The 15170-nt window shown below is 49.7% G+C and carries 15 protein-coding genes; 12 read left to right on the top strand and 3 right to left on the bottom strand.

All coding sequences use genetic code 11. The features are described 5' to 3' along the window. The first annotated feature begins 11 nt into the window (after window positions 1-11). The 6 genes from wecB to AC3RCI_RS23525 all read left to right on the top strand — a co-directional run bounded on the left by wecB (window position 12) and on the right by AC3RCI_RS23525 (window position 5434). Window positions 12-1103 carry a non-hydrolyzing UDP-N-acetylglucosamine 2-epimerase gene (wecB, locus tag AC3RCI_RS23550; RefSeq protein ID WP_492526664.1) on the top strand — a complete coding sequence of 364 codons (1092 nt, stop codon included), beginning with the start codon at window positions 12-14 and terminating at the stop codon, window positions 1101-1103. Then, the gene (locus AC3RCI_RS23545) at window positions 1096-2082 is read left to right on the top strand and encodes a polysaccharide biosynthesis protein (RefSeq protein ID WP_095361348.1); all 987 of its coding nucleotides are present in this window, start codon (window positions 1096-1098) and stop codon (window positions 2080-2082) included. Before wecB ends, AC3RCI_RS23545 begins: the two co-directional genes overlap by 8 nt. Continuing rightward, complete coding sequence (locus tag AC3RCI_RS23540) at window positions 2079-2906, top strand: dTDP-4-dehydrorhamnose reductase family protein (RefSeq protein ID WP_095291943.1); 828 nt, start codon at window positions 2079-2081, stop codon at window positions 2904-2906. The genes AC3RCI_RS23545 and AC3RCI_RS23540 overlap by 4 nt, the downstream gene beginning before the upstream one ends. Continuing rightward, the gene (locus tag AC3RCI_RS23535; protein WP_492471972.1) at window positions 2888-3826 is read left to right on the top strand and encodes an NAD-dependent epimerase/dehydratase family protein; all 939 of its coding nucleotides are present in this window, start codon (window positions 2888-2890) and stop codon (window positions 3824-3826) included. The genes AC3RCI_RS23540 and AC3RCI_RS23535 overlap by 19 nt, the downstream gene beginning before the upstream one ends. Then, on the top strand, window positions 3823-4539 hold the full coding sequence (locus AC3RCI_RS23530) for a glycosyltransferase (protein WP_492471971.1): 717 nt from the start codon (window positions 3823-3825) through the stop codon (window positions 4537-4539). The genes AC3RCI_RS23535 and AC3RCI_RS23530 overlap by 4 nt, the downstream gene beginning before the upstream one ends. 178 nt (window positions 4540-4717) lie before the next feature. Beyond that, window positions 4718-5434 carry a glycosyltransferase gene (locus tag AC3RCI_RS23525; RefSeq protein ID WP_154896336.1) on the top strand — a complete coding sequence of 239 codons (717 nt, stop codon included), beginning with the start codon at window positions 4718-4720 and terminating at the stop codon, window positions 5432-5434. 176 nt (window positions 5435-5610) lie between these two features. Here the strand turns inward: AC3RCI_RS23525 and AC3RCI_RS23520 are convergent, their stop codons facing one another. Both AC3RCI_RS23520 and AC3RCI_RS23515 read right to left on the bottom strand, forming a co-directional pair. Further along, the gene (locus AC3RCI_RS23520; RefSeq protein ID WP_164764285.1) at window positions 5611-5781 is read right to left on the bottom strand and encodes a hypothetical protein; all 171 of its coding nucleotides are present in this window, start codon (window positions 5779-5781) and stop codon (window positions 5611-5613) included. After that, window positions 5778-7016, bottom strand: a complete 1239-nt coding sequence (locus AC3RCI_RS23515) for a glycosyltransferase family 4 protein (protein WP_492526662.1) — start codon at window positions 7014-7016, stop codon at window positions 5778-5780. Before AC3RCI_RS23515 ends, AC3RCI_RS23520 begins: the two co-directional genes overlap by 4 nt. Window positions 7017-7196: 180 nt before the next feature. On the opposite strand from AC3RCI_RS23515, the gene AC3RCI_RS23510 reads away from it, so the two are divergent. After that, on the top strand, window positions 7197-7556 hold the full coding sequence (locus tag AC3RCI_RS23510) for a hypothetical protein (RefSeq protein ID WP_492526660.1): 360 nt from the start codon (window positions 7197-7199) through the stop codon (window positions 7554-7556). A gap of 250 nt (window positions 7557-7806) precedes the next feature. After that, window positions 7807-9291, top strand: coding sequence for a DHA2 family efflux MFS transporter permease subunit (locus tag AC3RCI_RS23505; protein WP_492526658.1), 1485 nt, complete (start codon window positions 7807-7809; stop codon window positions 9289-9291). 85 nt (window positions 9292-9376) lie between these two features. On the opposite strand, the gene AC3RCI_RS23500 is transcribed toward AC3RCI_RS23505, so the two are convergent. Further along, the gene (locus AC3RCI_RS23500) at window positions 9377-10450 is read right to left on the bottom strand and encodes a glycosyltransferase family 4 protein (protein WP_492526656.1); all 1074 of its coding nucleotides are present in this window, start codon (window positions 10448-10450) and stop codon (window positions 9377-9379) included. 370 nt (window positions 10451-10820) lie between these two features. Here AC3RCI_RS23500 and AC3RCI_RS23495 point away from each other — a divergent pair, with 370 nt between their 5' ends. The 4 genes from AC3RCI_RS23495 to AC3RCI_RS23480 are packed head-to-tail and all read left to right on the top strand — an operon-like array spanning window position 10821 to window position 14980. After that, window positions 10821-11858: an ABC transporter ATP-binding protein gene (locus AC3RCI_RS23495; RefSeq protein ID WP_261780109.1), complete on the top strand. Its 1038-nt coding sequence runs from the start codon at window positions 10821-10823 to the stop codon at window positions 11856-11858. Next, window positions 11855-12571 (top strand): ABC transporter permease subunit, encoded by a 717-nt coding sequence (locus AC3RCI_RS23490; RefSeq protein WP_492526655.1) that lies wholly within the window; start codon window positions 11855-11857, stop codon window positions 12569-12571. Before AC3RCI_RS23495 ends, AC3RCI_RS23490 begins: the two co-directional genes overlap by 4 nt. Before the next feature lie 4 nt (window positions 12572-12575). After that, window positions 12576-13970 carry a GldG family protein gene (locus tag AC3RCI_RS23485; protein ID WP_492526653.1) on the top strand — a complete coding sequence of 465 codons (1395 nt, stop codon included), beginning with the start codon at window positions 12576-12578 and terminating at the stop codon, window positions 13968-13970. Then, window positions 13967-14980: a DUF4340 domain-containing protein gene (locus tag AC3RCI_RS23480; RefSeq protein WP_492526651.1), complete on the top strand. Its 1014-nt coding sequence runs from the start codon at window positions 13967-13969 to the stop codon at window positions 14978-14980. The genes AC3RCI_RS23485 and AC3RCI_RS23480 overlap by 4 nt, the downstream gene beginning before the upstream one ends. Window positions 14981-15170: the final 190 nt, after the last annotated feature.

The raw sequence follows: 15170 nt of genomic DNA, 5'->3' as shown, positions 1-15170 counted from the left end.
GCGGGATAACGATGAAGATCATGACGGTGCTGGGCACGAGACCAGAGATTATCCGGCTCAGCCTGATCATTTCCAAGCTGGACCAGTACGCGTCCAAGCATATTCTTGTGCACACAGGACAGAACTTCACGGAAAGTCTCAGCGGTCAGTTTTTCAAGGAGATGGGCCTGCGGGCGCCAGACTACGTCCTTCAGGACGAAGCTGCCTCTTTGGGCCGTCAGCTATCCTCCATGTTTACTCAAATGGAAGATCTGCTGCTTCAGGAAAAGCCGGACAAAGTGCTGCTGCTGGGTGATACCAACAGCGCACTCTGTGCCGTGCTGGCTGAGCGCATGGGGATTCCGGTCATCCATATGGAGGCAGGCAATCGATGCTTCGATCTGGATGTACCTGAAGAGAAAAATCGAAAAGTCATAGATGCCATATCGACCATTAATATGCCGTATACCGAACAAAGCAAGAAGCACCTAGTTAATGAAGGTGTGCCCAGTCGGCGAATTGTGCTCACGGGCAATCCGATCTATGAAGTCATGCGTCATTATGACGCCCAGGTGAACGCCAGCAAAATACTGAAAAAGCTCAAGCTCAAGTCCGGGCAGTACTTTTTGGTAACCGCCCACCGGGCAGAAAATGTAGATCATCCGCCTCATCTGCTGGAGATCATGAAAGGACTGAACCAGGTAGCGGAAGAACACGGCCTGCGGGTGATCTGCAGCATCCATCCCCGAACGGCCATCCGTATCGCAGAACATTTGCAGCTGGAGATGAATCCGCTTGTGGAATTCCACGAACCGTTCGGATTTTTTGACTTCGTCATGTTGGAACGTCATGCACGCTGTGCACTGACGGACAGCGGTACCGTTCAGGAAGAATGCTGCATCATGGGTGTACCCACAGTCACCATGCGGCGCACAACCGAACGTCCGGAGACGGTGGACTGCGGCAGCAACGTAGTCTCCGGTCTGGATGCAGCCCGCATTGCGGGATGTGTGAAGGTCATGACGGAGATGGCAAGTGACTGGGAATGCCCGCAAGGTTACAAGGCAACAGATGTATCCGGTAAAGTGGTCAAATTTCTGCTTGGAGGGAAACTACATGTTTGAAAATAAACGTATACTCGTGACAGGCGGTACTGGATCATGGGGGTATGAACTCGTGGCCCAACTGCTGCCCCAAAATCCAAAGGAAATTATCGTTTACTCCCGTAATGAATCAAGCCAAGTGGCCATGAGCCGCGAGTTCGAGGATCCTCGTCTTCACTTCCGAATTGGGGATATTCGTGACAAGGAAGCATTAACGGCGGCTTGCCAGCAAGTGGACTATGTATTCCATCTGGCGGCGCTCAAACATGTGCCGGTATGTGAAGATCAGCCTTATGAAGCACTTAAAACCAACGTGATTGGTACCCAGAACGTGATTGAGGCTGCCATCGAAAACCATGTTGAAAAGGTCATTTATATCTCGACTGACAAGGCGGCCAACCCATCCAATTTCTATGGCATGACCAAGGCGATCGGCGAGAAATTAATCGTATATGCGAATTTGCTGCACAGCAATACCCGATTTGTGACTGTACGGGGCGGCAATGTACTTGGCACCAACGGCAGCGTTGTGCATCTCTTCAAGAACCAGATTCGTCAGAAAGGTCAAGTATCCATCACGGATATGAATATGACCCGTTTCTTCCTCACACTGAAGGATGCCATCACATTGCTGTTCAAGGCTTCCGTGGAGAGTGTAGGCGGTGAGATTTTTGTCATGACGATGCCTACGTGCAAAATTGTGGACCTTGCAGAAGTGCTGATAGAGGATTCCGGCGTAGAGAACGTGGCCATTGTGGAACGTGGTACCCGGCCTGGTGAGAAAATTCATGAAATTCTGATGAGTGAATTCGAGAGCATGACAACGGTTGTTTACGACGAACAATATCTGGTCATTCTCCCTACACTCGGCATACCGGGATTGCGTGAGCATTACACGAACTGCCCTCCGGTTTCCTTTAGCAGCTTCAGTTCAGAACATCAGTTGATGACGAAAGAGGAGATTCGCGACATTCTGAAACGCGGAGGATTCCTGTCATGAAGCTCCTGATACTTGGGGGAAACGGAATGGCCGGCCATGTTATGGTCGACTATTTCCGCCGTCAAGGTCTGCACAGTGTCTTCTACACCACGCGGGATGTGTCTGACCCGAACGGTCTGCTGCTGGATGTAAATGACAGCTATATGGTGGATCGTCTGGTGGAGGCTGTGCACCCGGACGTTATCGTTAATGCTGTTGGTGTGCTGAACAGCTTCGCAGATGAAGATAAAATTACCGCTTATCACATTAACGGCTTCCTTCCGCATCGTTTGCGGAGGGTGGCCGACACCATTGGTGCCCGACTCATTCATATCAGCACGGACTGTGTCTTCAGCGGGGACCGTGGTTCCTATACGGAGAATGATGTTACGGATGGGACATCATCCTACGCGATTACCAAGGCACTGGGTGAGGTTCATGATCCAGGGCACCTTACGATCCGCACCTCCATAATTGGGCCGGAAATCCGGAAGGGCGGCATCGGACTGATGCATTGGTTTATGTCACGCACAGGTGAAGTGGGTGGATATACGCGTGTGTTCTGGAACGGTGTAACTACACTGGAGCTGGCAAAATGGGTGGATCATTATCTGGCGTCACCTGTCAGCGGCCTGATTCATCTGGCGCATCCTGAACCGGTTAGCAAGCACGATCTGCTGCTTCTTTTCCAGCAGACCTGGAATAAGCAAGATGTGAATATTGTGCCTGATGACAGTCTTGTGCAGGATCGCACCCTCGTTTCCACACGCGAGGATGTGAAGACAGACCTTCCGGATTATTCTACGATGCTGAAGGAGCTGGCATTATGGATGGAGCAGAGCTAACGGGCAAGAAGGTGTTGATTACAGGTGCCTCCGGTTTTACCGGACGGCATGCTGTAGCATATTTTAAGAGCATCGGTGCTAAGGTTGCCGCCGTGGTCCGGCGAGCAGGCGTGCATTCGTTTGGTGAAGGCGTAGCTGTACATGTGTGTGATCTTAATGATAAACAGCAGGTGCGTCAACTGATTGATGAGGTGCAGCCGGATTACGCGCTGCATCTCGCAGGGAAAAACTCAGTCCCTGACTCTTGGTCGGACCCGCTGCTTGTACTGGAAACGAATGTGATGGCTGTCCTGTATTTACTGGATGCTCTTCGAAGCTGTCCATCAGCACGGACAGTTATCGTGGGATCCCGGTTGAAATACACCGTCGAACCAGGCCGAAAACCAGAGCCTCCTCATCCTTACAGTCTCAGCAAGGCGCTGGAAGAAATGGTGTCATTGTCATGGATGTCCCTGTTTGGGCAGCAGATCATGCTGGCTGAGCCGGGGAATTTGATCGGGGCTGGTCCTTCCACAGGGATCTGTTCGCTGCTCGCAAGGCATGTGGTTGCCTGTGAGCAAGAGGGCAAACGCGAAGCTTTTCGTCTATCCGGGCGGGATAATACACGGGATTTCCTGGATGTACGGGATGCGGTCAGAGCCTATGCCACACTTCTTGTGCATGGAACTACGGGAACTGTCTATCCGGTGGTTTCCGGGACAGAGCGCAGTCTGGGCGAAATCGCGGATACCTTGCTCTCCATGTCAGAGGCAGAAGTGCCTGTCCGCTGGGACGGAGCCTCTTCTGGACCGGATGGGGCTGGCAAGGAGGAGGAACTATCGCTGCTGCGTAAACTGGGATGGCAGCCTCAGATTCCATTTGCCCAATCCCTTCAGGATATTCTGAGCGATGTTCGGAAGCAAGGGGGAGGGGCCAAATGAATCCAAAAGTATCCGTGGTCATTCCATTCTACAATTGCCCTTATGTGCAGCAGGCGATTCAAAGCGCGATAAACCAGACGTATACCAACGTGGAGATCATTGTGGTGGACGACGGCTCGACAAGGTATGCGGAGCTTCTCCAGCCTTACCTGCCTCATATCTATGTGCTTGGCAAAAGCAACGGCGGCACAGCCTCGGCTCTTAATCACGGCATTCGTCATGCTTCGGGTGATTATGTGGTCTGGCTAAGCTCGGATGATCTTCTCTATCCGGATAAAATACGTTACCAGGTCGAGTTCATGCAGCGGGAAAATGTGCTTGCCTCACATACCAACTTTCATTACATCAATGAACATTCGGCGGTTACCAAGCTGCATGGTGGAGCAGAACCGATGGCTGACGTTGAATGGCTGCGCCGTTTTGTGGGTGGCAATCCTGTCAATGGTTGTACCGTCATGATCCGCAAGGATCTGTTCGGAGCTGTAGGCCTCTTCGATGAGCTGCTTCCATATACGCATGATCTGGATCTCTGGCTGCGTATCCTGCTGAATGGATATCGTTTTCCATACCTGAATGAACCCCTTACGGCATATCGCTGGCACGGCGGGATGGGGTCGGTGCGTCATGCGGAGACGATTGGCAGGGAAGCCTCCATGGTCTGGTCCAGATATCGTGAACCTTTGCTGCAGCGAATTGCTGCCATGGGTGGTTGAGCCTTATGAAGGGATTGAGGGTTTATGGGAGCAAGTCGCCATAATACCCTCTTTCTATGTATCCGCTCATGCGTAATTCTTAATCTTTCCCTCACAGATGCCTGCGAATCGGAGGCAGTTCCATCATATGATAAGGGTAGGAGTTTTATAGAGACAGGCGAGGAAAGGGGAGGCCCGAATGGAACCCAAAGTTTCAATTGTCATCCCGTTTTACAACTGTGCTTATATTGAGCAGGCTGTTCACAGTGCTCTGAACCAGACATATCCTCATATCGAGGTTATCGTGGTGGATGACGGCTCTACGAAGCACGTGGAGAAGCTGAAACCATTTATGGATCGAATTATTTATGTTCGAAAGGAGAATGGGGGGACGGCTACAGCTCTGAATGAAGGGATCAAGCGTTCGTCGGGGGACTATTTCGTCTGGCTCAGCTCGGATGACGTAATGCTGCTGGACCGTGTGGAAAAACAGCTGAAATTTATGCTGAAAGTTAAGGCATCGTTCTGTCATGGAGCCTACCACTATGTGAATGAAAACAGTGAATGGATGGATACGGTGCGGCCGGAAGTAGGCAGCCGTCTCGAAATGCTGCAGGTGCTGCTCGAAGGCTGTCCCATTAACGGCTGTACCGTGATGCTGGAGATGGATGCATTTCGGAAGTTCGGCATGTTTGACACCGAGTTCCGCTATACCCATGACTATGAGATGTGGCTGAGATTATTTCCGGTCTATGAGCTTTTTTATTTCAACGAGCCTTTGATGTGTTACCGGGTTCATGATTCAATGGGAACCAAAAAACACTTTGAGGCCTTAAAAGCCGAGATGGAAATGGTTCAGGCCAAACATCGGCCCATTTTGCTGAATTTGCTTCAGATCGGCGGTTATTGGCAGTAATTATGGGTACAATCCGACGTTTGAAAGATAAAAAGCACGTAAAGAGAGGGCAATTCTTCTGGTTCTCCTGAGTTGTGGACCAGTGGGATGCTCTCTTTTTGCTTTTTGCATGATTTAGATCGTCTTTCAATGGAAATAACCCTCTTGCAGCAAGAGGGTCAGCATTCCCAATATGATCAATCATTAGAGCACATAATAGCCATTGCCTCCGGATCAGGCAGGGTATACTCCTTGGGGAGTGTTTCTACCAAGGCATTCATAATCTCGTAACTCACTTCAATGTGGGGGGTAGAGACAGGGACGGAAAACCAGCCATTATATAAATCACTCGGTACGAGCAGGGTCATATCGGGTGCCCTCCTTTTTGAATTGCTTCCTGATACACCTGTAGTGTGCGCATACCCATTTCCTCTAGGGAGCGGTGCTTCTCTGCCCAAGCCTTAGCCTGTGCACCAACCCGCAGACGAGTGGCGTCATCCTGCAACAGGGCGTTCAATAGTGCGCTCAGGGAATCCACATCCTGCGGGGGAACGACCCAACCGGTATGTGCAGGCTCTACCATCTCTGGCATACCTGCCGTACCGCTTACGATGACGGGGAGTCCCGCTAGCTGGGCTTCCGTAACCGAGAAGGGCTGCGTGTCCTGCAGGCTGGGCTGTACATAAATATCGGCACGGCGCAGGAACGAAGGGATGTTGTCCAATTTGCCCCAGAATACGATGTCTTCTCCGACGCCAAGATCTTTGGCTTGGGAACGCAGGTCTTCCATCAGATTGCCTTCTCCCGCAATCCAGCAGACCCAATCGGAACGTACTTGTTTCAGGCTGGCCAAAGCCTTGATCAGAACATGAACGCCTTTGATAAACTCCAGTCTGCCTGTGAAGGCAATGACTTTTTTGCCTGACGGCGGGCGCTGACGGAACTTGACCGCGGCCTGAGCGCGGTAGGCAGGAAGGTCGACTGCATAAGGAATAAGGCGGAACTTCTCTTCAGGAACCTGCAGTGATGTCAGTGTACTCTTGATCCAGCGGCTGGAGACCAGAATCAGCTCGGACTGTGCGGCGCTGCGCTGCTCCAATGAGAGGAAATAGCGTCCGCGTCTGGACTGCAAATACGCTGGAAGAGTGAGCTGCGGATTGGAATTCTGCTCATCATAAAAGGCTTCTCGTGCAAGTGCACCGTGATAGCTGGTTATCAGGGGGGTGTTATTCTTCAGAATCCGTTTCATCGCCACCGCTGCAACGGGATCCTGTGCGTGAATGATATCGTACTGATCTACACCCAGACAGGCAGCAGCCATTTCAAATGCATATCGGTTCAGTTCGTAGTACGCCAAAAGAGAGTCGGCTGTGAATTGCGGCAGAGCGGTTGGATTGAGCTTGGCTTGCAGCATAGGCCATACGTTTTCTTTGGAAAAGGTCCGATTCAGGTTACGGATGTAAACCTCATTTTTCGCGCCGTTTGTTCCCATAATATCGACTTCGACGCCAAGTGCCATCAACCTGTCAGCGAGCTGTTTTACATAGGTCCAGACACCTCCCATATGTGTAAGCTCCCAGTAGGTAACGAGCAGAACTTTCATAAGTACCTCCTTGTCACGGCCTGCACAGGCGGTTCTGCTATCCTTCTATTCTATGAGAGAAGCTGTGCCAAAGGCCGGGCAGGAAGGTACATCTGTCAAAAATGGGTGAATACAACTGGCATAGGATGTAGGGCAGCATAAACTATTACCAGGTCGTACACAGCAGAAGGAGGCACAAGTGTGGGGGCATATATAATGGAAATCCATGAGGGCATGCTTCAAACGGCTGTTCCGATTAAGTACGTAGATGTGGAGGTCGCATTTGTAGGGGACGACGGGGCGGATGTATATGTGGGCGGGATCAGCCCAACCAATGGAGAATTATATCGGCATATCTTTCATATTGGAGCTGAGTCAACCGGTAGCAGCCGTAACCACATCATTCATAACCTGGACGTTTCATCCTCCATGTGGGAACTGCGAATTATCAGCAACAAAAGCAGGCCCTATCATCTGGCGGTGCGGGTGTACTGCAGAAGCGCTTGTGGGCAGACGCTGGGTGTGCTCTCTGAACACCAGATGATTAAGCTGGCTGATTAGTTAGGCAAAACGTATGATGGAAAACTAGCCAAATCGGTGGAGCAGGGAAGAGCCTGTTCCCTTTTCTATGTTTGCTTATACTTCATTTTACATAAGAAAATAGCTTGACAGCAAAGGTATTTTCATTAAAATAAAACCATGGTTAAAACAAAAGTTTAAAACGACGGTTTAAAACAAATGTTTGAATCTGTCATGATTATAAGGCTGTACGTGAGGGGAAATTCCTCCAAGCCGGAAAAGAGAGTGGTCAATGAAACAACAAACAGCAGTTAACCAGAATCCGGAGGAGTTCTCGATCAAAACGATTATTCTTCCGCTCTTAGCCATCATCGTTGGTATGATTATGGTCATTCTGGACAGTACGGTCGTGAACGTTGCCATTCCGAATCTGGTACAGTACTTCGAGACGGATCTGAAGACAATCCAATGGACCGTAACGGGTTATACCTTGGCTTTATCTGCAGTTATCCCATTAGCCGGATGGCTCACGGATCGTTTCGGTGCCAAAAGAGTCTTTCTGTTCACAATAGCCATGTTTACTCTCGGATCGGTATTATGCTCGATTGCACAGTCTCCCGAGCAATTGATTGTGTATCGGGTTATTCAGGGTCTTGGCGGAGGAATGGTGGCTCCTATTGGGATGGCTATGGTTTTTCGTCTGGCTCCACCCGAAAGAAGGGGTTCCATTATGGGCATGCTCGGGATTCCAATGCTGCTGGCTCCTGCGCTAGGACCGGTATTGTCCGGCTGGTTTATTCAGTCCCTCAGCTGGCACTGGATCTTTCTGATCAATCTGCCAATAGGTATTGCTGCTTTTATTCTATGTATCAAATTTCTGCCTGATACGGACCGTGGAAGAACACCCGCGCTTGACCTGCTTGGCATGATTCTCGCACCGATCGCATTCTCTATGCTCGCCTATGGTGTAAGTGAGGGAGGCACAAGCTGGACCTCCACTTCAACACTGACAGGTGTAATCGTTGGAGGAGTAGCGTTGATCCTGTTCATCATTGTGGAGCTGCGTCACCAAAATCCATTGCTGGAACTGCGGGTCTTCAAATCTTCTGATTTCACACGAGGCATTATTTTGGCGTGGGTTTCACAAATCGCTTTGTTTGGGGCCATGATTTTGATTCCGCTCTACCTGCAGCAGATCAAAGGCTACACAGCTTTGGAAACAGGGTTAATCCTACTACCACAAGCCTTGGCATCCGGTGTAGGCATGCCGCTTGGTGGCCGTTTGTTTGATAGAATCGGGGCGAGACCCCTCGCATTCGTGGGTCTGGGTATCATCTCGGGGGCACTCTTTATCCTGTCTTCCATTACATCCGAGACGGGTCTGGGTCTAATTATTCTTAGTCTCGTGATGATGGGACTCGGTATGGGTCTATCCATGATGCCGCTGAATACGCATGTGCTAAACGCTGCTCCGCGCAAATTGGTTGGTCGGGTCACACCGCTTACCGCTGCTGCGCAACAAGTCGTTGTATCTTTTGCGGTTGCTGGTTTGACCGGGTTCCTGACTTCCCGAATTGCGATCAATACAAGTGGTACGGACGTTGCATCTGTCATTAAGGGTCTCGTGTCTGGTTTCAACGACACGTTTTTCCTGGCCGCGTGTATTGCATTGTTCGGTTGTTTACTGAGTCTTATCCTCCGTAAACCAAAACGAATGCAGGTAGAAACGCTCCAGAGCGGGGATGAACCTGATCCAGCCATGATGATGGGGCACTAATGGAGCATCCTATTGAATGGATAGGTGCTTAATCTCTTTAATCCGAGGCAGTTCAGATATGTTCTGAACTGCCTTTTTGCATTGCTCATGAGAAGATGCTCAGGGCGGTCATCATTTCCCGGAAGGAAATAGCGTACCGATCCGGAGAGAAAGAGGCTGTCATATGCTCTCTGCCCTGTTCACGGATATATTTACGCAACTTTTGGTTACGCATGAGTTCGACCGCTTCATCTACTGCTGCATTTACATTGCCCAGAGGATAGAATTTGCCTGTCTTGTTATGGGTTATGAACGAACGTACACCATCCGAATCGGTGCTGAGTACCGGGCAGCCGCAGCTGATGGCTTCGGCAACCGCATAACCAAACCCTTCAAGAAGGGATGTCGAGAGCATGATTCCTCCAGAAGCTGCAATCATGGAATAGAACGTAGGCATCTGCGAGTGAGGAACATTGACAAAGATGCCGATGCGGTCCTCCAAACCATATTCAGCCAGCATATGACGGAACATCACTTCGTCTTCGGGATTGGCCAAGCTGGGATCATGAAACAGCCATAGTCTGGCTTTGGGAATTTTTTTGATGATTTGGCTGGATATGCTCAAGTATTCTCGCCAGTTTTTGTTGTGTTCCAGCCGCCCGACCCAAGCCAGAACGGGGTAGGGTGGAGTGTCTACGGGAACTGGAGCAAACGTATCGGTGTCCAGCATATTGGGGATAACAAACCGGTGCAGCCAAGGGCAGATATGAATAAACATATCCAGCAAGTGATCGGTAGGAGGCAGAACAGCAGCGTCACAATGTGCCTGGAGGTAAGGAATTGCCATCTGGATCGTTTCCAGTGCCTGATCTCTCGTTCCGAGACCCTGGGCTTCAAATATAATTCGTCCTGTATAGCCGATTCCTCTCAATCTACCAGGCATGGAAATATCCGAAGTCACAATAATGGCGTCATAACGCTGGCTGTGAATCAAAAAACGTATTTCTTCATCATTGGACGCGGTGAAGACCGGAGTGCCGGTGCTGTTCTGCAAACCCGATCCTGTATAAAGGTACAATAGATGCGCTTCAATGCCATGACGTTGCAGAACTGCTGTCCGCAATCGGTTCAAGGTATCCACGCCACCGCTTGGTACAAAAAACGTGAATAATACTTTCACACGGTTCACCCTCTGACTTTTGTGCAGGATCTCATACTCCTGAGCATTTTGCATAAATCCAATAAGCGACTTCCAATCCTCAATATATAGATCGAAATGGTCCTATTCGTCTATAATATTGTCCCTTGGAGCGAGTGAAATCGAATGATGCAAAATGCTGACTCCTGTACTGTATGGTACGTTTCCCCAATGCACAGGGTGTGGGTGAAACCCAAGTTGTTCACATTTTGGACATATATTTTTAATCTTTCTTTTAAGTGTCATTAAGCTGGATTTAGGATAGACCCCGTAAGATACAAGGAACTTCCCGTGTAGACCATCTGGATTGCTTGATGGCACACGGGTATTTTAACGGGAAAGGATGAATGATGTGCTCGAAGTGAAACAGGTCAGCAAAGTGTATGATGGACGGCGCGGCGTGCATCAACTGGATTTCACAATGGAGCGCGGTGAGATTGTTGGTTTTCTGGGGCCCAATGGTGCCGGTAAAACGACAACGATGCGCATGATCACCGGTTACCTGCAACCCACCGCCGGTTCGATTGTGGTTGATGGACAATCTGTGCATGATCAGGGCAGAGCTGTTCGTTCCAAAATCGGTTATCTTCCGGAAACACCGCCGCTATATCCGGACATGACGGTTCAGTCCTATTTGAAATTCGTCGCGAACCTGAGGGATGTTCCGGCACGCGAGATTAAACTGCGGGTCAGTGAGATGGTCAGCAGGCTGGGGCTTCAGGAACGGGAAAAACAACTGGTGCGTGGACTATCCAAAGGTTATAAACAGCGTCTGGGACTGGCGGGAGCCATTATCCACAAGCCTGATCTGCTCGTCCTTGATGAACCTACATCGGGGCTGGACCCGAATCAGATTATGGAGATTCGTGATCTGATCCGGGAACTCGGCGAAAATCATACGGTGCTGCTCAGTACGCATATTTTGCCTGAAGTGAGCACGCTATGTAACCGGATGTTGATTATTAACCAGGGACAGCTCGTACTCGACGGTTCACCACAGCACTTTGGTTCTTCGATGGGTGATCAGTTTAAGGTGTCCATTGAAGTTAAGGCAACCGAGCAGCAGCTACATAACTTGCTCACACCTTGGGAGAAGGTGCGGAGTGAAGTCATACAACCAACGGATGGAAATCGCGGTACGGAGCAGCAGGACACGGTTAAAATGCTGCTTACCGGAGAATCATCCGAAGATTTCCGGGAAGAGCTGTTTTATCTTTTATCTGGAGCGGGTCTGCCTATCCTGGAAATGAAGAAGGAAAATCTCAGTCTGGAGCAGATCTTCCTGAAGCTGACTACAACGGAACTAGACAATGAGTCATCTGATAAAGGTACACCTGACCTGGTTAGTGAAGACTCTGCGGATTCGCCAACAGAGGAGGAATCCAAATGAGACGAATGATGGCTATTTGCAATAAGGAACTTCAGGCGTATTTTTTGTCACCCACATCCTATTTCGCCTTCGCGGTCTATGTGCTGATGACAAGTTTATTATTTTACTCCAGTTTCGTGTATTACCAGCCCAGTATTGTGGATTATCGCCTTGTGCTCGGTGATACCTTATCCATGCTGCTGTTTGTGGTGCCTTTATTAACCATGAGACTGGTTGCTGAGGAATTCAGGCAGGGTACAGATGAGCTGCTGCTCACCTCCCCGGCGCGGGTAACGGAAGTTATATTTGGTAAGTATCTGGCCTCTCTGGCCATTCTGATCGTGCTAATTCTGTGCAGTCTGGTCTATCCGTTCATCATGTCGTTCTTTGGAACGTTGGATGTGACTTCGGTTTGGCTGTCGGCGCTGGGACTCTTCTTCCTGGGCGGCAGTATGATGGCGATCGGATTGTTTGCTTCTACATTATCTCAGCATCAGATGGTGTCTGCGGTGGCCGGTTTTATTATTTTGCTCGTATTGTGGATGCTTGATTCATTCGCAGGCAATACCGGTTCTGCGCTGCAGAACTGGCTTGATCCATTTGCGCTGACGAACCGTTTTGACAGCTTCACGAAGGGTGTGCTCAGTGGACCGGATATCTTGTATTATGTGACGTTATCGGGCATATTTCTGCTACTGAGCATTCAAATCGTGGAACGGAAGCGGTGGAGGTGAGAAGATGAAAAAATGGTTAAGTCATACGAATAGTACGGTGCTGTCTGTAGCGGTCATCGGCATTTTTATTTTACTTACGCTGTTTCTGAATTCACTTGGCGGATTCCAGCTGGATCTGACGGCAAACAAACAATACACCTTATCTGACCAGTCACTGACCGCGATCAAAAATGTAAAGAATGATGTGAGCATTAAGGTATTAACGGTGGAGAACGCCAACAATACCGTCTTGAATCGCGAAGTGACGGACATGGTTCAAGAGTATACCAAGCGAAACAGCAAGCTGAAGATGGAACAGTATAATCTGACACAGGAACCAACGCTGGCCTCCAAATACGGCGTCACAGGCAGTTCCATCGTCCTGGAGCAGGGGGATCAATATAAAGTGATTGATATCGCCAGTCTGTTTACAGCAGTCGGGGATGGCAGTGATGGGTCATACCAGTTCACGGGGGAGGAAAAATTAACGCAGGCTCTGATGAATCTGTCTTCCACCGAAAAGAAGAAAATGGTATTCCTGACAGGGCATGAGGAACTTGGTCTGGATCAGTTGACCACACTTCGTTCGTCCCTGGAGCAAAACAACATTGCAACAGAAGAACTGCAGCTCAATCAGGCCGGAGTGGTTCCCGAAGATGCGGACGTACTCGCCATCATTGGCCCGCAGCGTGATCTCAGTGATGCTGAATTAAAAGCCATTCGAACCTATCTGAGCAATGGTGGCAAGCTGATGCTGTCCCTTGGTTTTGTGGAGGATATGAAATCCAGCTGGAAAAATATCGACAAGCTCATGTCCGATTATGGAGTGGTTGATGAGCATGCCGTGATGGTGGACAACCAGCAGGCCGGCACGATGGGGCCGCTATGGGTTGTACCCGAATACGGTACACATGCCATTACAGATAAACTGTCCGCAAGTCAGTTGTATCCGATGTTATCCCTGTCCATTGCCCTGACAAGCAAGGAACAGGAGAAATATGCACTGTCGCCTCTCATTCAATCTTCGGATGATAGTTACGGCGAGAAGAATATTGAAGGCTTGCTGCAAAACGAAACAGAGAATGATCCGGATCAGGATATCCAGGGACCTGTCGAGCTAGGATATGCAGCAGATACAACCGAAGGCAAACCAAAAGCCGTGATTCTTGGATCTTCCATCTTCATGCAGGATTCGGAAATCGGGAATGGCGGCAACCGTGACTTCATTTTGAATACCATCAATTATTTAAGTGAAAAAGAGGAAGGGTTAACCATTCGCCCGCGGGTGCAGGCTGGTTATGAAGTGGCTTACCTGAATGGTGAGCAGGCCAGAACGATTTTCTTCGTTGCGATTGTGGGTTTCCCGCTTATCTTTGTTATCATAGGTGTATTCTTATGGTGGAGGCGCAGACGCGTATGAAGAAATGGATTCCGACGATTCTGGTCGTGTTGGTACTGATTGTGGGCTGGATTTATGCGGCCAATCAGAATTATTTTCGCGAAGAAGAAGCGGTGAAGGTCCAGCTGCTTGGCATTCAGTCTGATGATATCCAGTCAATCACCATTCATGACCCGAGTACAGTTAAGACGGAAGGCGAGGCTTCTTCCTCTGTATCTGCTCAATTGGAGCTGAAAGACGGTGTGTGGAGCATGGTGGAACCCAAAGGGTATCCGCTTAACGGTTACACGATCAGCAGCTGGCTTGACGCGCTAAGTGGAGCAGAACAGGAATTGGTTGTGGAAGAGACGCCGACGGATCTGGAGAAGTATGGACTGGGTTCGACTGCTTCCCGTCTGGATATCAAAACCAAGGACAGCCGTGACATCACATTAAAGATCGGCGGACAGCTTCCGGCAGATGACGCCCGTTATGTGCAGGTGAATTCCGGGCCCATTGTTGCTGTGCAGTCTGAGTCGATCAGCAATATGGAGCTGACAAGGCATGATCTGCTCGATACGACACCGTTTAATCTCGATGATACGAATGTAGCTTCTCTGGACTGGGAAGGAGAAGCAGCGACATGGGTATTGAAGTCGGCATCGGAAGACGGTGCGGCCGAGCGGACATGGACGCTAAATGGTGAGACGGTTGAATCCACGGAAGCCGTATCCCTCATCGGCAAAATTAAAAATCTCTCCACTGCGGACGACGTTCGCAAAGCTTCCGAGCTCAAGGATGCTGTGCCACGATTCACACTTTCTGTTGAGCAGAAGGTAAATGGAGAGAATGTAACCGACGTCTACCGGGGGCTTACCGTTGCATCGGAACCCGGTATCATTTACGTGATTACACCTGATGGTCAGTGGGCATATTCCCTTCAGGCAGATGCCTTGCAGGATGCGGAGAAATTTCCTGATACGGTGAAAGCAGCTGACGTATCGACGGATGCAGGAAGTGGAAGTGAAGATTCAACCTCATCCGCTAAGTAGTCTTGGAAATGTGAATATAACCGGTTTAGGTAAACCAAACCCATATGCTATTTTTGGAAAGAAGCGGTGTCGCACATAACGTGCTGACGCCGCTCTTTTGTTGTGCAGGACAGGTTCCATATCCTTTCAGCATATCGGGTCCACCAGAAGCGCATCCTATCCTTGTGACCTAAACCATACACATTGGAGG

It is taken from the genome of Paenibacillus sp. MT124 (assembly GCF_058792755.1).
The sequence above is the reverse complement of the archived record's forward strand: the minus strand, read 5'-3'. Positions and strand labels throughout refer to the sequence as shown.